The organism is Acinetobacter ihumii (assembly GCF_900625095.1).
GTDB classification, from domain to species: Bacteria; Pseudomonadota; Gammaproteobacteria; order Pseudomonadales; family Moraxellaceae; genus Acinetobacter; species Acinetobacter ihumii.
The window spans coordinates 1,450,602-1,469,521 of the sequence record NZ_LR130760.1 but is presented as its reverse complement, the minus strand read 5'-3'; the positions used below and the strand labels follow the sequence as shown (position 1 = coordinate 1,469,521).

The window sequence follows — 18,920 nt, the reverse complement described above, 5'->3', positions numbered from 1 at the left end:
AGCAAGCTTTAGACTTGCTGTTTACTAAGGTCTACCCCGTCATGGGCAGGATCAAATTAGATTGATAATGGGAATAAAGCTTTGAGCGATCTCTTCAAGAATGCCGTATTGTGGCTAATAATACTTGGTGTTCTGATTTTGATTTTCAGTAACATCAGTGACCGCAATAAGCCATCGGCAATGAATTATTCAGAATTCGTTGCTGCGGTGAATGCTGGTCAAATTAAGCAAGTCACTATTGATGGTTTAAATATTAGTGGTGAAAAAACCAACGGCTCTCATTTTGAAACAGTGCGTCCGCAGGTTGAAGACACCCAGCTTTTACCAAGCCTAAATAAAAACAACGTTGTAGTTGAAGGAACTGCTCCACAACGTCAGGGCTTGTTGATGCAACTTCTCATTGCTAGTTTCCCTGTACTGCTCATTATTTTATTGTTCATGTTCTTTATGCGCAATATGGGCGGGGGTGCTGGTGGCAAGAACGGTCCAATGAGTTTTGGTAAGTCCAAGGCAAAAATGCTTTCGGAAGACCAGATCAAAGTGACATTTAAAGATGTTGCAGGTTGTGACGAAGCCAAACAAGAAGTGGTTGAAATTGTCGATTTCCTAAAAGACCCTGCTAAATTTAAACGTTTAGGTGCAACCATTCCACGTGGTGTACTCATGGTGGGTCCACCAGGTACAGGTAAAACTTTGCTCGCTAAAGCGATTGCGGGTGAGGCGAAAGTTCCATTCTTTAGTATCTCAGGTTCAGACTTTGTTGAAATGTTTGTGGGTGTGGGTGCATCCCGTGTCCGTGACATGTTTGAGCAAGCGAAACGCCATGCGCCTTGTATCATCTTTATTGATGAGATTGATGCGGTAGGTCGTCATCGTGGTTCTGGTACAGGTGGTGGTCACGATGAACGTGAACAGACCCTAAACCAGATGCTGGTTGAGATGGATGGCTTTGAAGGCAATGAAGGTGTAATCGTTATTGCTGCAACTAACCGTGCAGATGTATTGGATAAAGCTTTATTACGTCCGGGTCGTTTTGACCGTCAAGTTATGGTTGGCTTGCCAGACATCAATGGTCGTGAACAAATTTTAAATGTTCACCTCAAAAAGCTTCCTTCTGTAACAGGTGTTGATGTCAAAGTGTTAGCACGTGGTACACCGGGTTTCTCGGGTGCTCAACTGGCAAACCTTGTCAATGAAGCCGCTTTGTTTGCAGCCCGCCGCAATAAAAACACGGTCGATATGCATGACTTTGAAGATGCTAAAGACAAGATTTATATGGGCCCTGAACGTAAATCGATGATTATACGTGAAGAAGAGCGTAAAAATACCGCTTACCATGAGTCTGGACATGCGATTGTTGCTGAGATGCTGCCAGGAACTGACCCTGTACATAAAGTGACTATTATGCCGCGTGGTTGGGCTTTGGGTGTGACTTGGCAGCTTCCTGAACAAGATCAAATCAGTAATTACAAAGAAAAAATGCTGAATGAAATCTCGATTTTATTTGGCGGTCGTATTGCTGAAGAAATCTTTATGAAGCAACAATCAACAGGTGCTTCCAACGATTTTGAACGTGCAACTAAAATGGCACGTGCCATGGTAACCAAATACGGTATGTCAGATAAACTCGGTGTGATGGTTTATGAAGACGAAAACCAGAATGGTTTCTTTGGTAATGTCGGTAGCCGTACTATTTCAGAAGCAACTCAACAACAGGTTGATTTAGAAGTTCGCCGTATTTTGGATGAACAATATAAAGTTGCTTGGGACATCTTGGATGGTAATCAGGATAAAGCCCATGTGATGGTGAAAGCACTCATGGATTGGGAAACCATTGACCGTGAGCAAGTACGTGACATTATGGAAGGTCGTGAACCACGTCCACCAAAAGTTTATGTTGCGGAAAACCCAGTAGTTGACTTAGATCCACCAAGTAGTGGGCCTTCAACGCCGCCACCATTACCTTCAATGAGTTAATTTTTGAATCGATCAAAGAGCTGCCTAGGCAGCTCTTTTTATTTTGCTTATTTTTTATTTGATCATTGTTCAGCTTGATAGCCAGTGAAAATAGTTCTGATTTGATTGCTTACTGTTAAACTATGACTGAATGAAAGGAGTAACTTCATGCGTTTAATGCCTTTGCCACAACGTAAACTGGACTGCGGTCAATATCAGTTAGATTTATCTCAGCCACAGGTGATGGGCATTCTGAACGTTACACCTGATTCATTTAGTGATGGTGGACAATATCATCAGAAGCAAAAGGCTTATACGCATGCCATGCAAATGCTCGCAGAGGGAGCATCCATTATCGATATTGGGGGAGAGTCGACCCGACCGGGAGCTTCACCTGTTGAGATTGATGAGGAAATTCGACGTGTTGTGCCTGTTGTTGAATTGCTCGCAAAAGAGAAAGCCATACTGTCGATTGATACCAGTCAACCGCAAGTCATCAAAGCCGCAGTAGAAGCAGGGGCACATATCTGGAATGACGTACGTGCATTAACGCGTCCCTGTGCCTTACAAACAGCAGCGCAGTTGAATATCCCTGTCATTATTATGCATATGCGTGGTGAGCCAACTACGATGAATCAACTGGCTCAATATAACGATGTGGTGGCAGAGGTCATGACAGAGTTGCAAGCCCGAATTGAGGATGCGCTTAAAATAGGTGTGAAAACTGAAAATATTTTAATCGATCCGGGATTTGGTTTTGCTAAAAATGCGCAGCAAAATTTAAAGCTATTACAGCAATTCTGGAAGCTCAATGACTTGGGTTATCCAATTTTGTCTGCATTATCACGTAAACGCTTCATTGGTGAAGCTTTAGGGGGTGTAGATGCACAGCAACGTGCTGTTGGGAGTGTGGCTGCACATTTGTTCAGTATCCAGCAGGGAGCGTCTATCGTGCGTGCCCACGATGTTAAGGCGACTGTTGATGCGATTCGCGTATGGCAAGCAATGAATCAAACCATATAAAATTGAGATTGGGTAGCCAAATATAAAGTTATACAAATCACTCAAGCTCGAATTTTTTGTGAGGATGTGTTATAAGCAGCACGGAAATTTATGATGTTAAGTGTGGCTCATGTTGAATGATCTTCTTCTCCCAATGTTTGATGATGGTTATTATCCTGAAATTTTAGTTGCTGAAATCAGACAGCATATTTATACGTTTTCGCGTCAAATTCAAACGTCTGAAAAAACAACATCAGAAATTTACCGATTGGCCGATGCAACATTGTCAAAAATTAATGAGATGAAGGCTGAATTTGAGGATTTAGATGCTTGTCTGGATGATACTGCAACGGATTATATTGCAGAAGCCATGATGATGGTGGTTCAGGATGCCGGATATTTAGATATTGACCTTGAAGAATTGGTGGTAAGTAGAGAATGGTAAACACCATTCTTTTTTTCTTTTAATTTTCAGTAGTGTCAAGTTGTGACAAATCATCTAAAGCCTCATTGAGATGACAGCTTCTTTCTGGATGTACATCTAAAATTTCTTTGACATCTAGTTTTAAATTATTTTCATCATCAAGACTAACTGTTGCTGCTAGACTTAACCAATACTTTGTATAATTTTGATTAAGCTGTTGAAGTTGTTTAAAAATCTCAGGATGATCACTTTGAATTAGATATTCATCTGCTCCCATTGTGCAACGTTTTAAATAGAAGTTCTGCTCTTTGACCACAATGGTTCCCATAAAAATATCTTGCGCATGAGTGGGCACATTACTTAGAGCAGTCAATAACGCTGAGAAAGAAACCATCCAGAGATTTTTCATACGATTGGTTTTTATAGACATAAAAAAACCAGCATAATGCTGGATCTTTTAATTGTCACCATTTTAACTGTTTAAAATGGTGCCCGGGGCCGGACTCGAACCGGCACGCTTTGTGGGCGGGGGATTTTAAATCCCCTGTGTCTACCTATTTCACCACCCGGGCATGTCGGCAATAATAGAGGAACCGCCCGACATTGGCAAGAATATCCTGAATTATTTGTAGTTTTTTCAGGCAACTACTTATCTTTTAAAGTGCTTGAATCCAGCAAGTTAATGAGCCTTGCGATATTTTCACAGCTGCGGGTTAGATTTTTTGAGCCATTTTTGAGTGCAGTCTCAAGATCACTGTTTTGGTCTAAAATCCCGAAAATAGCAGTAATTCCGTCGTGATAAAGCTCATCTATACCATCACCCACATATCCTGCACAAACAAAAACAGGTTTATTATATTTTTGTGCAAGACGTGCAACCCCAATTGGAGTTTTTCCAAATTTGGTTTGAAAATCAATTCCACCTTCACCGGTAAAAACATAATCAGCTTGAGCAATGGCGTGTTTTAAATCTGTTTGCTCAATCATGGTTTCTATACCAGATTGAATTTTGGCTTGAGTAAACATCAAAAGCCCAGCCGCTAAACCACCTGCTGCACCAGCACCTGCAACATTTTTCACTTGAATATCAAGTTGCTGTTCAACTAAGTGGGCAAAGTGAGTTAGCTTAGATTCAAGCTGTTGTACCATTTCTGCTGTTGCGCCTTTTTGTGGAGCAAAAACTCGTGTTGCACCTTCAGGTCCGAGTAAAGGATTGCTTACATCACTGGCAATGATGATTTCAACATTTTTTAGACGAGAGTCAAGTTGACTCAAATCTATTGATTGAATTTGATCGAGATATCTACCGCCCAAACTGACCATGTGTTGATTGTGATCCAGAAATTTTGCACCTAAAGCAGCCGCCATACCCATGCCTGCATCATTGGTAACACTGCCACCTAAACCAATAATAATTCGACTAACATCATAATCTAGTGCGGCCTTTATCATCTGACCAGTGCCAAAGGTGGAGGTAAATAAAGGATTACGTTGTTTAGGGGCAAGTAAATGGATTCCATTGGCTTTTGCCATTTCAATGACCGCAGTTTTGCCTTGATCAATTAAACCAAAATAAGTCGAGATATGCTGCGTGGGTAGCGGCCCCATTACGTCAATATCAATTCGCTGTCCTTGCTTTGCATCAATCAATGCATCGACCGTACCTTCGCCACCATCTGCCATAGGGCATAAAATAAAATGGGCATCAGTGAAAATTTTTTCTAAGCCTGATTGCATAGCATGACAAGCTTGCAAGGCTGTCATGCTTTCCTTGAATGAGTCTGGCGCAAGTACAAAAGTTTTAGGCATAGAAGGTGACGGCTTGTTTTTGAGTTAAATGAATGATTTAAGATGTGACAATGTTTAAGATAACATGGCTTTATTGTAAGGCGAAATATTGAATTGGATCATCAAAATGAGAAAAAGAATTGAGCGATGGACGATGATTGATCGGCTGCTTTTCACAGTTTGTTACGGGGTATTGGGTCTAATTTTAGGTTTTAGTGTGGCTTTGTCCGTCGCAAAATATCTGAATACGTCATATGCTTCATTAAGTATTATTGTAGCAGTGAGTTTACTTTGTGCTCTGGTGGGTTTTATTGCACCCAACATAATCAGCCGTTGTTATAATCGAATATGGCTGTCGATGAGAGATTGATGGTCTTAGTTTATGAAAGGCATAAAAAAACCAGCTTATGCTGGATTCTTTATTGGCACCATTTTAACTGATTTAAAATGGTGCCCGGGGCCGGACTCGAACCGGCACGCTTTGTGGGCGGGGGATTTTAAATCCCCTGTGTCTACCTATTTCACCACCCGGGCTTAACCAAATTTGGAGGCGGAGGTCGGAATCGAACCGGCGTACACGGAGTTGCAGTCCGCTGCATGACCACTCTGCCACCCCGCCATCATTTGGTGATGCACATATTAGCAAGCTTCAGAAAAAAAACAATAGTGATTTCAGCGAATATGCGCAGAAAAACAACATCTAAAATAAAATTGACTCAATTATCATGTATCATTTGCAAAATTGAATTCATATCTACTTTGGAGATGTGCTGTGGCATTGGTTCTTGATGGTCGTGCATTGGCAAAACAAATTGAAGCTGACTTGCTTAAGCGCGTAGAAGCGTTAAAAGCAAAATCAGGTCGTACCCCTATTTTGGCGACAATTTTAGTGGGAGATGATGGCGCGTCTGCGACTTATGTCCGTATGAAAGGGAATGCTTGTCGTCGCGTAGGTATGGATTCGCTAAAAATTGAATTAGTACAAGAAACGACCACTGAGCAGCTTTTGGCTGAAATTGAAAAACTCAATGCCAATCCAGATGTACATGGAATTTTGTTACAGCATCCTGTTCCTGCACAAATTGATGAGCGTGCGTGCTTCGATGCAATTTCTTTGGCTAAAGATGTCGATGGTGTGACCTGTTTGGGTTATGGTCGTATGGCGATGGGGGAAGCGGCTTATGGTTCTGCAACACCTGCGGGCATCATGACCATTCTTAAAGAAAACAACATCGAAATTGCAGGTAAACATGCTGTTGTCGTTGGTCGCTCTGCAATTTTAGGTAAGCCAATGGCTGCCATGTTACTTGAAGCCAATGCGACGGTGACCATTTGCCATTCACGTACGCAGAATTTAGCTGAGTTTGTCAAACAGGCTGATATTATTGTAGGGGCGGTCGGTAAGGCTGAGCTGATTCAAAAAGACTGGATTAAAGCGGGCGCTGTTGTGGTTGATGCAGGTTTTCATCCACGTGAAGGTGGTGGTGTAGGCGATATTCAATTGAAGGGCATCGAAGACATTGCATCGGCTTATACGCCTGTACCAGGTGGTGTCGGACCAATGACCATTACTACTTTAATTCGTCAAACTGTTGAAGCGGCTGAAAAAGCTTTAGCTTAAACATTGAACGGGTCTGAAAATACGCAGTGAGTCTTGTTGTTTGAGCGAGTGAAACAGCAAGCTGCTCGGTTACTTTTGTTTTGGTAAAAGTAACCCAAACCTTTTTCATCGTAGGGTTCGATATCTGGACGTGTTTGAGCCGAAGTTTTACAGAAACTTTTTTAATATATTCGAATTTTGCTCGGACAATTGTGATGATTAGGTCGAGCATCGGCAGGGTTTTTAAAATCTGATCAAGATTTTACATGTAAGGTTTGACCATGAATCATACTTTTCAATTTTCTAAAGCCCCAGCGCATTTGCACAGTGCTTTGCATGACGTGATTCCGAACTGCGAATTAACCGCACAGCAGTTACCTGAAACGCCCATTTCACTTTGGTTAATTCCACCTGTGTTTCCAACGGATCGTCTGGATGATGAAGTCATACGGCGGATTTGGAATGACACGCCTTACTGGATTTTTTGTTGGGCATCGGGTCTGGCGATGGCGCAATGGTTACTGGCAGAACCGCAGCATGTCAAAGATAAAGTGGTTTTAGATTTTGGTGCAGGCTCTGGGGTGGTTGCGATTGCAGCGAAAATGGCAGGTGCCAAGCGCGTGATTTGTTGTGATATTGATCAGGTCAGTCTGGATGCTTGCCGTGAAAATGCGTTGCTAAATCATGTTGAGCTTGAATATTTAGATGATCTATACAAAGCAGAACAAGTCGATATATTACTGGCTGCCGATGTTTTATATGATCAATCTAATCGTTTCTTTCTGGATGAATTTCTTAAATTTGCTCCAGAGGTGTGGGTGGCAGACAGTCGAGTGAAGAATTTTAGTCATCCGCAATACATGAAGATTGATGAGCGCAGTGCCACCACATGGCCGGATCTGGATGAAGCCAAAGAGTTTCGCAATGTGAGCTTTTATAAAACGCCGTAAATTTACAGCGTTTTTTCTTAGTGGATGATGACTTAATATTATGAGCAGGTATAGCGTACAACTTTCAGTGTACTTGGCTTACTGTCTAGGGCTTGACGGGTTGCATAGCCTTCGCTGTTATTTAAGCTAGGGGAATCCATAAGTCCGACAGACATCCGTGAATTACCAACTTGTAAGGCATCATGTGTTGATTGGTTGGCAGCGGGATTTGCAATTTCATTTACACTTAAAATTGATAATTTATAGTTTTGTGTTGTGCCTAGGACCTGTTGGCAAGCGCGTTGTAATTTACGTTCATCCAGTTCCTGATTGGAACGTCCTGCAAGCGTGTAGGCTAAAGTTGCAGAAGATGCTGTTTTATTCTCAATTTGATAACCTGTATTACCGTTATATTGGCGCGGTGTACTTTGACAGGCAGTCAAGATCATCACCGTTCCTGAAAGTAAAAATAATAATGTTGTTTTCATGCGTTTATTCCTTGTCATATATATTTAAATCAATCATAAAAATCTAAAAGGCTTATTTGATATTTTAAGCTTATGTAAAACGAAACAAACGATAAAATTGTATTAACTTTAAAACCAAATAAACAACATCAAAAATACATATTTTGGCGAAAAACAAAACTTTTAGTTTGCTGCTAAATTTGCTATTTTAAAAATTGGTGAACATGAGCCTAATAACAATAAAAGAGGAGTGAAAAGATGTTATCTGATTTAGATGAGCTTCCTCTTTATGATCTGGCAGTCATTGGCGGTGGTATTAATGGTGTAGGCATTGCCAATGATGCTGCTGGACGCGGATTATCGGTCTTTTTGTGTGAGAAGGATGACTTTGCAAGTCATACTTCATCGGCCAGTAGCAAATTAATTCATGGTGGATTACGTTATTTGGAGCATTTTGAATTTCGTTTAGTGCGAGAAGCACTTGCTGAACGCGAAGTTTTAATGGTAAAAGCACCTCATATTATTCGTCCTTTGCGTTTTGTTTTACCGCATCGTCCACATTTACGCTCTGCGTGGCTCATCCGTTCAGGTTTGTTTCTATATGATTATTTGGGTAAACGAGAAAAACTGCCTGCATCCAAACGGTTACTCTTCGATGCTCAAAGCCCATTAAAACAGGATATCGTATTGGGCTTTGAATATTCTGACTGTGCGGTGGATGATGCACGTCTGGTCATTTTAAATGCGATTCAGGCCAGAGAAAAAGGGGCAGAACTGGTCACACGTACAGAATGCATTGCCGCAGAAGTTGTAAATAATGCTTGGCGATTAACTTTAAAACAATCACAAAACCAGTATCAAATCCGTGCAAAGGCACTGGTCAATGCGGCAGGACCGTGGGTTGAACATTTTGTCAATGAGACATTAAAACTCAAATCGCCTTATAAAATTCGCCAAATACAGGGCAGTCATTTGATTGTGCCTAAGCTTTATGATGGAGATTATGCCTATATTTTACAAAATGAAGATCGGCGAATTGTGTTTACCATTCCTTATTTAAATGAATACACGCTCATTGGAACTACAGATCGAATTTATCAAGGAGATTTACAGCAGGTCGACATCACACAGGATGAAATTGAATATTTGCTGGCAGTGGTCAATTTGCATTTTGAACATACTCTCACGCAAGCAGATATTATTGAAACTTTCTCAGGGGTAAGACCTTTGTGTGACGATGAATCTGATCAACCTTCAGCAGTAACTCGCGATTATACCTTGGCGATGACGTTGATCCATGAGACGGTACCATTGTTATCGGTATTTGGTGGGAAATTGACGACCTATCGTAAACTTGCAGAATCGGCACTGGATGAGTTAAGTGTTTATTTTCCTGAGTTGCAGGCACAGTGGACCGAGCATGAGCCTTTACCCGGAGGTGAGTATTTTAAAAGTTTAGATGGATTAATCCGCGGCATTCAGTTAAGAATTAAAAACATTCCACTTGATATCGCAACGCGCTGGGCGAGTAGTTATGGCACTCGTGTCTGGCAGTTATTGAGAGAAGTTCACTCTTTGGATGATTTTGGTATAAATTTTGGTTATGGTCTTTATCAATGTGAAGTTGACTATCTAATCGAAGTGGAATGGGCACAATCGGTAGATGATATTTTGTGGAGACGAAGCAAATTAGGCTTAAAATTTAACAATAATGAAGTTGAGTCACTAAATGATTATCTTCAAGATGTTTTGGGTCATCAGCAAAGTAAGATTGCTTAAAACCATAAAGAAAAAAGACCGCTTAAGTAGCGGTCTTTTTTACACTAAAACGTCAATTATGACGTTTTAACTGCATTTAACAACGCTTCTTGGCGTTCTTTTAATGCTTGTGGTAAACGATCGCCCAGTTTATTGAACAATTCTGTATGGCTTTCGATTTCAGTAATCCACTGATCTTTGTCTTGTGCAGTGATCAGATCAAATTCTTCTTTAGAAAAATCGGTACCTGCCCAGTTTAGATCATCATAAGTTGGAACGTAACCAATTGGTGTTTCAACGGCATTGGCACGACCTTCAACACGGTCAATCATCCACTCAAGTACACGCATGTTTTGACCAAAACCAGGCCATACAAAGTTACCTTCAGCATCACGACGGAACCAGTTTACATTGAAGATTTTTGGTAATTTATTACCCGCAGCTTCTGCTTTTTCACCGACTTGTTGACCGACTTCTAACCAATGCTGGAAGTAGTCTGCCATGTTGTAACCTGTAAATGGTAACATTGCAAATGGGTCACGACGTACCACACCTTGTTGACCGACTGCCGCAGCTGTTGTTTCTGAACCCATGGTCGCTGCTTTATAAACACCATCTACCCAGTCAAATGCTTCTGAAACCAAAGGCACAGTATCTGCACGACGACCACCAAAGATGAAGGCAGAAATTGGAACACCCGCTGGATTTTCCCAGTCAGCATCAATAGAAGGACATTGACCTGCGGCAACTGTGAAACGCGCATTTGGATGTGCAGCTTTTTCACCAGCTACGTGCGGTTGACCTTTCCAGTTAGTTAGGTTTGCAGGAACTTCTTTAGAAAGACCTTCCCACCATACTTCACCATTATCAGTGACAGCGACGTTGGTATAAATGACATCTTTATGCAAAGTTGCCATACAGTTTGGGTTGGTTTTGGTATTTGTACCCGGTGCAACACCGAAGAAACCAGCCTCTGGGTTGATGGCATACAGACGACCATCTTCACCCGGTTTGATCCAAGCGATGTCATCACCTACGGTTTCGATTTTCCAGCCTTCATAGCCTGCTGGCGGAATCAACATAGCAAAGTTAGTTTTACCACAAGCAGAAGGGAATGCTGCTGCGATGTAGTGTTTTTCACCTTGTGGGTTGGTTACACCTAGAATGAGCATGTGTTCAGCTAACCAGCCTTGCTCGCGACCCATGGCAGAAGCGATACGAAGTGCTAAACACTTTTTACCAAGAAGTGCGTTACCGCCGTAACCTGAACCAAATGACCAGATTTCACGAGTTTCTGGGTAATGAACAATATATTTTTCAGCGTTGCATGGCCATACAACATCTTTTTCGCCTTCAGCAAGCGGTGCACCCACAGTGTGAACACATGGTACGTATTCGCCATCTGTGCCTAAGACGTCATAAACCGCCTTGCCCATACGTGCCATTTTACGCATGCTGACTGCAACATATGGAGAATCGGTTAACTCGATACCAATCTGGGCAATGTGACTACCTAATGGACCCATTGAAAATGGAACCACATACATGGTACGACCTTGCATAGCACCGTCAAATAAACCGTTGAGCTTCTCGCGCATTGCTGCTGGTGCTTCCCAGTTATTTGTCGCGCCTGCATCTTCTTGTTTTTCAGAACAGATGAAGGTACGGTCTTCAACGCGGGCAACGTCAGAAGGATCAGAATTTGCAAGATATGAACCTGGATGTTTTTCTTGATTGAGTGCTTGCATTGTGCCGTTGGCGATCATCAGGTCAATCAGACGTTGATATTCTTCTTCGCTACCGTCACACCACTCGATTTTTGCAGGTTTGGTTAATTTTGCAATTTCTTCAACCCATGCAATAAGCTTAGGATGACGAACGAATTCTGGTGCGTTCACTTGGGTCATGGTGAGGCCTATTTAAAAAACGTACAAAGTACAAATCGCACTTGGTTGTGATACAACTAGTGTGATGAAGTAAAAAAGTGGCGATATTAAAGCACAAATTGAAAAAAAAAATAAGACCAAAGAATAAATCACTTTTTGAGCGTTTTTTTATAAATTAACTAATTAAAATCAGTGTGATAGCATGTTTTATAAGCGTAATTTATTTGTATTTAATTCATAAATATATGGTATTTTTTTTAAAAATTTAATTTAAAATCAAATGGTAATGCTTTGAATCGTGTTGAGTATTATTATTGATTAAATAAATGCTCTCCATTTGAATTTTACATAAAGGTTCTTTTAATTGACTAGTTATTGCCCAAAAATAGTTTTAATACTTATACCTAAAGCATAGAAAATGGCAAAACTCAGACCTTTATCTATTATTTATAATGAAAAATCGGGTTTTCATGCAAGCAATAAAGAAGGCGTGTATGAGCAGATCATGACTATATTTACTCAACATGATTTTGAAATACAGGTTTTTGAACTTGGGGCAGATGATAATTTTGATGCATTTATGCAGCAAGTGTTGAGTCGCCATCAAGATCAGGACAATAGCGGTGTGATTGTCGCGGCAGGGGGTGATGGTACACTCAACGCCGTTGCATCCAAATTAAAAAACACCACTGCGGTGATGGGGATTTTACCCTTGGGTACTTTTAACTATGTGGCTCGAGTGTTGAATATTCCACAGGATTTATTACAAGCAGCAGAAGTGATCGCAACGGGGAAGCCTCATTCTGTGCATGTGGCTAAAATTAATGACCGAATTTATCTCAATAATGCCAGTCTTGGACTTTATCCCTTATTTATTCAAAAGCGTGAATTGTATAATCAAAAACTCGGGCGCTTGACACTAAATGCCTATACATCGGGTTTGGATGTTCTGATTCGGGATCATAAAGAGCTCAAACTTTCAATTACAGTGGATGATCATGTTTATCCAGTGAAAACACCATTGATTTTTTTTGGTAATAATCAGCTTCAATTGCAAGAGATGAATCTCAAGATTGCAGAATGTGCAGCCGAAGGGCATGTCGCAGGTGTGGTGGTTGCCAAAAGTGATAAATTAAGTTTATTCAAAATGTTATTTCAACTGATTAAAGGTGAGCTTGAACAAGCAAAAGATGTATATAGTTTTAGCGCAGATCGAGTTGTGGTGGATTCCAAAAGTAAAAAACTGACGGTTGCGATTGATGGGGAAATTGAAGAACTAGCGACACCACTTACATTTTCTGTGGAAAAAAATGCTTTAAATATTATGGTACCAGCTCATGCTTCTACATCTGTCTGATCTGCATTTTGGAACAGAAAAACAAGCATGTTTGAGTGCAATTGAGAACTTTTGTTTGCAACATCAGCCTGAAGTAATGGTGATTAGTGGTGATTTGACTCAACGGGCGCGCTTTGTTGAATTTTATAATTGTAAGCAATTTCTGGATTCACTGCGCATTCCGTATTTGGTCGTTCCGGGCAATCACGATATTTCGCTTTATAATTTATGGAATCGTTTTTTCTCTCCATTTGCGCGTTATCAGTTTTTCTTTGGCGAGTTAGAGCCGACTTTAGAAACAGAACATTATTTTATTGTGGGGGTGAATAGTATTCGACGTCGCTACCACACTCGTGGTTATATCTCTTTGGAACAAATCCAAAAAACCAATGAAATTTTAAAACAGGCATCTTCAGAAAAATTGAAACTGGTCGCTTTGCATCAACCTTTTTATACACCACCAGATGATCCGCATGGTATTAAAGATTGCCCAGTCTTAGGCAGAATGGCGTTGGATAACTGGAGCAAAAGCGGCTTGTTTGGAGTGTTGCATGGACATTTACACAAAACTGCCGTTTATGATTTAACTCAAATTTATAGATTAAATGTTGATCATCCTGTGTATGATATCCACGCAGGAACAGCGACTTCCTATCGTTTACACAAAGGGTTGCCGAATAGTTTTAATACCATTTTAACTGACGGAACGGTGCAGCATTATTGGTTCGATGAAGAAACTCAATCTTTTGTTTTGCATATGGATTCGGTACTAAAACACCATAAAGATGCTTGAGTGATTAAAAAAAATACAAAAAACTGCATTTATTTTGATTTTTCCCCTTGAAGCGTTTTTTTCCATCCCCACAAAAGTGTCATCAAATTCATTTTGATACTTGCTAAAGCAATAATGACGGCAAGCATCATTTATCAAATCATAGACTTAATCTGGTGGAGCTATTTATGAGCAACATTCGTCCATTACATGACCGTGTCGTAATTCGTCGTGTTGAAGAAGAAACAAAAACGGCTGGCGGAATTTTATTGCCAGGTTCTGCTGCTGAAAAACCTGCTCAGGGTGAAGTGATTGCAGTAGGAAATGGTCAAATTACGGACAATGGCGTACGTGCATTAGACGTTAAAGTTGGCGATAAAGTGTTATTTGGTACTTATGCAGGCACAACTGTAAAAGTAAATGGCGACGAATTCTTAATCATGAAAGAATCTGACATTTTAGCTGTTCTTGAAGGCTAATCTTTCACTTTAACTCATTGATAACTCAGATCAAGCATAGATATAAAATTTGGAGTAAATAATGTCAGCTAAAGACGTTAAATTCGGTGATTCAGCGCGTTCAAAAATGATCGCAGGTGTCAACGTTCTTGCAGATGCAGTGAAAGTGACTCTAGGTCCTAAAGGCCGTAATGTGGTGATCGACCGTTCTTTTGGTGCGCCGCACATCACCAAAGATGGTGTGACTGTTGCCAAAGAAATTACCCTGAAAGACAAGTTTGAAAACATGGGTGCGCAATTGGTACGTGAAGTATCAAGCAAAACCAACGACATTGCAGGCGACGGTACAACAACTGCAACTGTACTTGCTCAAGCAATCCTTAACGAAGGGATCAAGTCAGTGACTGCGGGTATGAACCCAATGGATCTTAAACGTGGTATTGATATCGCAGTAAAAGCGGTGGTTGAAAATATCCGTTCAACAGCTAAACCAGCAGATGATTTTAAAGCGATTGAACAAGTGGGTTCGATTTCTGCAAACTCTGATGAGACTGTAGGTAAATTGATTGCTCAAGCAATGGAACGCGTTGGTAAAGAAGGCGTGATCACAGTTGAAGAAGGTTCAGGCTTTGAAGATGCGCTTGACGTTGTAGAGGGTATGCAGTTTGACCGTGGTTATATCAGCCCGTACTTTGCCAACAAGCAAGACACTTTAACTGCTGAACTTGAAAATCCGTTCATTTTGCTTGTTGATAAAAAAATCAGCAATATTCGTGAATTAATCACAGTTTTAGAAGCAGTTGCTAAAACAGGCAAGCCACTTTTAATTATTGCGGAAGATGTTGAAGGTGAAGCGTTAGCAACACTAGTTGTTAACAACATGCGCGGTATTATTAAAGTCTGTGCTGTAAAAGCACCTGGTTTTGGTGACCGTCGTAAGGCAATGCTTCAAGATATCGCGATCTTGACAGGTGCAACTGTGATTTCTGAAGAAGTCGGTATGTCTTTAGAGCAAGCGACACTTCAAGATTTAGGGACTGCACATAAAGTAACAGTTTCTAAAGAAAACACAGTGATTGTAGATGGTGCTGGTAATGCAGCTCAAATTGCAGAACGTGTTCAACAGATTCGTGCGCAAATTGAAGAATCAACCTCTGAATATGACAAAGAAAAACTTCAGGAACGTGTAGCGAAACTTGCTGGCGGTGTTGCAGTCATCAAAATTGGTGCAGCAACTGAAGTTGAAATGAAAGAGAAGAAAGACCGTGTTGACGATGCGCTTCATGCAACGCGTGCTGCGGTTGAAGAAGGTGTAGTTGCAGGTGGTGGTGTTGCGCTAGTACGTGCTGTAAACGCGCTTGATGGTTTGAGCGGTGCAAATGATGACCAAACGGTAGGGATCAACATTTTACGCCGTGCGATTGAAGCACCACTTCGTCAAATCGTATCAAATGCGGGTGACGAACCATCTGTGGTGGTGAATGCGGTGAAAGCCGGCGAAGGTAACTATGGTTACAATGCTGCGACTGGTGTTTATGGTGACATGCTTGAAATGGGTATTCTTGACCCAGCTAAAGTGACCCGTTCTGCACTTGAGCATGCTGCTTCTGTTGCTGGTCTCATGCTAACAACTGAAGCAATGATCACAGATATCCCTGAAGACAAACCAGCAATGCCTGATATGGGTGGCATGGGTGGTATGGGCGGTATGATGTAAGCTGCTTTTTGAAGTTAAATGATGAAGGACCGTAAATCATTTACGGTCCTTTTTATTTGGATAGCCAGAATTTTGTAAGAATGCTTAGGATTGTTTTAAAATACTACTTTTTAGATAATCTCATAATAAATATACAGTTAAAAATTAAGATTACTTTAAGTTTCAAACAACATATCACAAACAATATGATGATCGTTTTTATATTTACTAAAATGATGTAATAGCCATTCCATGCGAATTAAAATTAATAAGGTTAAAAGCTATGGCTCATTCTTCCATCTCTAGAAAAACAAGTAGCATTTCAGTAAAAGTTTTTTCATTCGTTTTACTGCTATTTGCACTTACATTATTTATCGGCGGTATTTATTTAGCTTACTTAGGAGGTTCATGGTATTACGTTATTAGCGGCGTCGTATTAATTATTTCAAGTTTGTATTTATTTAAAAATCATCAACTTGGTGTAAAGCTATTTTGGCTTTTCTTTTTTTATACGCTTATTTGGACGATCTGGGAAGCGGGTACACGGTATTGGGGATGGGTTCCTCGACTCGCGATTGTGGCGGTTTTTTCCTTCTTTATGAGTTTACTCATGCCCAATATTGGCTCAGGTAGCAGTAAGAAAGTTTCGTACAGCCTCACTGGTTTTATTGTTCTGTGTTTTATTATTGCGGGTGGTTTGGCTTTTTATCCACATTCATCTTATGTGTCAGGGCAAGAAATTTCCGCACAATCAATTGCGACTCATTCATCCAATGCTTCCAAGCTTCAACCTGATACAGACTGGCAATATTATGGTCGTGATGAAAATGCGACACGCTATTCTCCTCTCGATCAAATCACGCCAGAGAATGTCAATAAGCTTGAAGTGGCATGGACTTATCGAACAGGTGATGTTCCTCAGGCGGGTCAAACCAATAAATGGGCAGCAGAAACCACCCCGATTAAAGTCGGGAACGCTGTTTATTTATGTAGTGCAACCAACAATATTATTAAATTAGATGCGATTTCAGGCAAAAAAATATGGGAACACAAATCGGGTGTGAAATATGAAAATATTCCATATACCGCAGCCTGTAAAGCCGTTACTTTTTATCAATCCAAAACCATTCCTGAAGGTCAAGCCTGTCATAACAAAATTATAGTCGGTACGCTGGATATGCGTTTACTGGCTGTTGACGCTGATACAGGTCAGTCATGTGAAAATTTCGGTCAGCATGGTCAAACCGATTTGTCTACGGGTATTGGCAAATGGGTACCGGGACAACTTGCAGTCACTGCACCAGTACCAATTGTAAATGGTGTAATTGTGGTGAATCATCAGGTACTTGATGGACAACGTCGCTGGGCACCTTCTGGTGTAATTCGTGGTTATGATGCTGATACAGGTCAGTTTAAATGGGCGTGGGATGTAAACCGTCCAAATATAACCACCGAGCCTAAACCTGGCGAACAATACAGCCGTGGTACACCAAACTCATGGGCAGCCATGATTGGTGATGAAAAATTAGGATTGGTTTACGTCCCAACGGGTAACTCTGCCGCAGACTATTATAGTGCCATGCGCAGTGCCAATGAAAATCGGGTCTCGTCTGCGGTTGTCGCGCTTGACGTAAATACAGGGCATGAAAAATGGGTGTTCCAGACCGCACATAAAGATGTTTGGGACTATGATATTGGTTCACAGCCAACACTGGTGGATTATCCAGACGCTACTGGAAAAAAAGTTCCTGCATTGATCATGCCGACCAAACGTGGTCAGACCTTTATTCTTAATCGTGCAACTGGTCAAGCACTGAGTAAAGTTGAAGAACGACCAGCACCAGTACCAAGCGATGCTGTGAAGTATCATGCTGTCCCCAATGATCCACGTGCTAAAACCCAACCATGGTCTGTTGATATCCCACGTTTAGGTTTACCTGATTTGTTGGAAAAAACCATGTGGGGTATTTCACCGATTGATCAGATGCTCTGTCGAATTAAGTTTAAGCAGGCAAATTATCTTGGAGAATTTACACCACCGAGTATTGACAAACCTTGGATTGAGTTTCCGGGTTATAACGGCGGAAGTGATTGGGGAAGTGTCGCAGTAAATCCTAATACTGGCTTGATGATTGCAAACTGGAATGTAACGCCTATGTACGACAAATTAGTGACTCGTACAGAAGCCAATAAACAGGGCTTAAAATCAATCGATGATCCACATTATAAAGCAGGTGGCGGCGGTGCAGAAGGCAATGGTGCAATGGCTGATACCCCTTATGGAATAAACGTTTCACCATTTTATGCGCCAATTTCACAGGTACTGTGTAATGAGCCGCCTTATGGCATGATTACCGCAATTGATTTAAATCGTAAAAAAGTGCTCTGGCAACATCCATTTGGAAGTGCAGAACACAATGGTCCGTTTGGTTTACCGACTTATTTGCCAATTAATATTGGTACGCCAAACAATGGTGGTCCAATTATTACGGCAGGTGGTTTAACCTTTGTGGCGGCTGCAACGGATAATAAATTGCATGCCCTAGATAATCGTACAGGTAAATTAGTTTGGACTGCGAATTTACCTGCTGGAGGTCAGGCAACACCTATGACTTATGCAGTCAATGGAGAGCAATATATTGTGATCATGGCCGGTGGGCATCATTTTATGAAAACCCCTGTTGGTGATTATGTCATTGCGTATAAATTGAAAAAATAGGGGATTTAATATCTGCCTCTATGTACCAGCCTTTCATATGATTTTGAAAGGCTGGTATTTGGGTGAATAGATTTTTTGGTCATAATATTATTGCGATGAATGCTCAAATTTGTGCAATCGTTTTCGGTC

The 18,920-nt window shown here is 41.0% G+C and carries 15 protein-coding genes and 3 tRNA genes; 11 read left to right on the top strand and 7 right to left on the bottom strand.

The annotated features are described in order from the left end of the window. The first annotated feature begins 81 nt into the window (after positions 1-81). From ftsH to E0D95_RS06795, 3 genes are all read left to right on the top strand, one after another. On the top strand, positions 82-1,977 hold the full coding sequence (ftsH, locus tag E0D95_RS06805) for an ATP-dependent zinc metalloprotease FtsH (protein WP_130803178.1): 1,896 nt from the start codon (positions 82-84) through the stop codon (positions 1,975-1,977). Positions 1,978-2,124: 147 nt separating this feature from the next. Further along, positions 2,125-2,979 (top strand): dihydropteroate synthase, encoded by an 855-nt coding sequence (folP, locus tag E0D95_RS06800; RefSeq protein ID WP_130803177.1) that lies wholly within the window; start codon positions 2,125-2,127, stop codon positions 2,977-2,979. 109 nt (positions 2,980-3,088) lie between these two features. Beyond that, positions 3,089-3,403: a DUF5713 family protein gene (locus E0D95_RS06795; RefSeq protein WP_130803176.1), complete on the top strand. Its 315-nt coding sequence runs from the start codon at positions 3,089-3,091 to the stop codon at positions 3,401-3,403. Positions 3,404-3,422: 19 nt separating this feature from the next. Here the strand turns inward: E0D95_RS06795 and E0D95_RS06790 are convergent, their stop codons facing one another. The 5 genes from E0D95_RS06790 to E0D95_RS06770 form a co-directional block, all read right to left on the bottom strand. Then, a complete protein-coding gene (locus tag E0D95_RS06790; RefSeq protein WP_130803175.1) occupies positions 3,423-3,812 on the bottom strand; it encodes a hypothetical protein in 390 nt (129 codons plus the stop codon). Positions 3,813-3,868: 56 nt separating this feature from the next. After that, positions 3,869-3,954, bottom strand: a tRNA-Leu gene (locus E0D95_RS06785). 73 nt (positions 3,955-4,027) lie between these two features. After that, complete coding sequence (locus E0D95_RS06780; RefSeq protein WP_130803174.1) at positions 4,028-5,191, bottom strand: glycerate kinase family protein; 1,164 nt, start codon at positions 5,189-5,191, stop codon at positions 4,028-4,030. Between the two features lie 427 nt (positions 5,192-5,618). Further along, a tRNA-Leu gene (locus E0D95_RS06775) sits at positions 5,619-5,704 on the bottom strand. Between the two features lie 11 nt (positions 5,705-5,715). Further along, a tRNA-Cys gene (locus tag E0D95_RS06770) sits at positions 5,716-5,789 on the bottom strand. Between the two features lie 153 nt (positions 5,790-5,942). Between E0D95_RS06770 and folD the strand changes: the two genes are divergently transcribed. Next, the gene (gene folD / locus E0D95_RS06765; RefSeq protein ID WP_130803173.1) at positions 5,943-6,791 is read left to right on the top strand and encodes a bifunctional methylenetetrahydrofolate dehydrogenase/methenyltetrahydrofolate cyclohydrolase FolD; all 849 of its coding nucleotides are present in this window, start codon (positions 5,943-5,945) and stop codon (positions 6,789-6,791) included. Between the two features lie 260 nt (positions 6,792-7,051). Next, the gene (locus E0D95_RS06760; protein ID WP_130803172.1) at positions 7,052-7,720 is read left to right on the top strand and encodes a class I SAM-dependent methyltransferase; all 669 of its coding nucleotides are present in this window, start codon (positions 7,052-7,054) and stop codon (positions 7,718-7,720) included. 38 nt (positions 7,721-7,758) lie between these two features. On the opposite strand, the gene E0D95_RS06755 is transcribed toward E0D95_RS06760, so the two are convergent. Further along, entirely contained in the window at positions 7,759-8,187 is a 429-nt protein-coding gene (locus tag E0D95_RS06755; protein WP_130803171.1) for a hypothetical protein, read from the bottom strand. A 237-nt stretch (positions 8,188-8,424) separates the two neighbouring features. On the opposite strand from E0D95_RS06755, the gene glpD reads away from it, so the two are divergent. After that, positions 8,425-9,945 carry a glycerol-3-phosphate dehydrogenase gene (gene glpD, locus E0D95_RS06750; protein WP_130803170.1) on the top strand — a complete coding sequence of 507 codons (1,521 nt, stop codon included), beginning with the start codon at positions 8,425-8,427 and terminating at the stop codon, positions 9,943-9,945. 56 nt (positions 9,946-10,001) lie between these two features. Here the strand turns inward: glpD and E0D95_RS06745 are convergent, their stop codons facing one another. Then, complete coding sequence (locus tag E0D95_RS06745; protein WP_130803169.1) at positions 10,002-11,831, bottom strand: phosphoenolpyruvate carboxykinase (GTP); 1,830 nt, start codon at positions 11,829-11,831, stop codon at positions 10,002-10,004. Positions 11,832-12,228: 397 nt separating this feature from the next. Here E0D95_RS06745 and E0D95_RS06740 point away from each other — a divergent pair, with 397 nt between their 5' ends. The 5 genes from E0D95_RS06740 to E0D95_RS06720 all read left to right on the top strand — a co-directional run bounded on the left by E0D95_RS06740 (position 12,229) and on the right by E0D95_RS06720 (position 18,791). Beyond that, positions 12,229-13,167, top strand: a complete 939-nt coding sequence (locus E0D95_RS06740; RefSeq protein WP_130803168.1) for a diacylglycerol/lipid kinase family protein — start codon at positions 12,229-12,231, stop codon at positions 13,165-13,167. Further along, positions 13,148-13,939, top strand: a complete 792-nt coding sequence (locus E0D95_RS06735) for a metallophosphoesterase family protein (protein ID WP_130803167.1) — start codon at positions 13,148-13,150, stop codon at positions 13,937-13,939. Before E0D95_RS06740 ends, E0D95_RS06735 begins: the two co-directional genes overlap by 20 nt. Before the next feature lie 167 nt (positions 13,940-14,106). Then, positions 14,107-14,397, top strand: a complete 291-nt coding sequence (gene groES, locus E0D95_RS06730; protein ID WP_004939735.1) for a co-chaperone GroES — start codon at positions 14,107-14,109, stop codon at positions 14,395-14,397. A gap of 61 nt (positions 14,398-14,458) precedes the next feature. Next, positions 14,459-16,093, top strand: coding sequence for a chaperonin GroEL (groL, locus tag E0D95_RS06725; RefSeq protein WP_130803166.1), 1,635 nt, complete (start codon positions 14,459-14,461; stop codon positions 16,091-16,093). Positions 16,094-16,355: 262 nt separating this feature from the next. After that, positions 16,356-18,791 carry a membrane-bound PQQ-dependent dehydrogenase, glucose/quinate/shikimate family gene (locus E0D95_RS06720; RefSeq protein WP_130803165.1) on the top strand — a complete coding sequence of 812 codons (2,436 nt, stop codon included), beginning with the start codon at positions 16,356-16,358 and terminating at the stop codon, positions 18,789-18,791. Positions 18,792-18,920: the final 129 nt, after the last annotated feature.

What these genes read in the sequence shown, in the direction of transcription:
- folP (WP_130803177.1), top strand. Translation starts at nt 2,125, where the DNA reads ATGCGTTTAATGCCTTTGCCACAACGTAAACTGGACTGCGGTCAATAT.
- E0D95_RS06795 (WP_130803176.1), top strand. Translation starts at nt 3,089, where the DNA reads ATGTTGAATGATCTTCTTCTCCCAATGTTTGATGATGGTTATTATCCT.
- E0D95_RS06790 (WP_130803175.1), bottom strand. Translation starts at nt 3,812, where the DNA reads ATGTCTATAAAAACCAATCGTATGAAAAATCTCTGGATGGTTTCTTTC.
- E0D95_RS06780 (WP_130803174.1), bottom strand. Translation starts at nt 5,191, where the DNA reads ATGCCTAAAACTTTTGTACTTGCGCCAGACTCATTCAAGGAAAGCATG.
- E0D95_RS06760 (WP_130803172.1), top strand. Translation starts at nt 7,052, where the DNA reads ATGAATCATACTTTTCAATTTTCTAAAGCCCCAGCGCATTTGCACAGT.
- E0D95_RS06755 (WP_130803171.1), bottom strand. Translation starts at nt 8,187, where the DNA reads ATGAAAACAACATTATTATTTTTACTTTCAGGAACGGTGATGATCTTG.
- glpD (WP_130803170.1), top strand. Translation starts at nt 8,425, where the DNA reads ATGTTATCTGATTTAGATGAGCTTCCTCTTTATGATCTGGCAGTCATT.
- E0D95_RS06745 (WP_130803169.1), bottom strand. Translation starts at nt 11,831, where the DNA reads ATGACCCAAGTGAACGCACCAGAATTCGTTCGTCATCCTAAGCTTATT.
- E0D95_RS06740 (WP_130803168.1), top strand. Translation starts at nt 12,229, where the DNA reads ATGGCAAAACTCAGACCTTTATCTATTATTTATAATGAAAAATCGGGT.
- E0D95_RS06735 (WP_130803167.1), top strand. Translation starts at nt 13,148, where the DNA reads ATGCTTCTACATCTGTCTGATCTGCATTTTGGAACAGAAAAACAAGCA.
- groES (WP_004939735.1), top strand. Translation starts at nt 14,107, where the DNA reads ATGAGCAACATTCGTCCATTACATGACCGTGTCGTAATTCGTCGTGTT.
- groL (WP_130803166.1), top strand. Translation starts at nt 14,459, where the DNA reads ATGTCAGCTAAAGACGTTAAATTCGGTGATTCAGCGCGTTCAAAAATG.
- E0D95_RS06720 (WP_130803165.1), top strand. Translation starts at nt 16,356, where the DNA reads ATGGCTCATTCTTCCATCTCTAGAAAAACAAGTAGCATTTCAGTAAAA.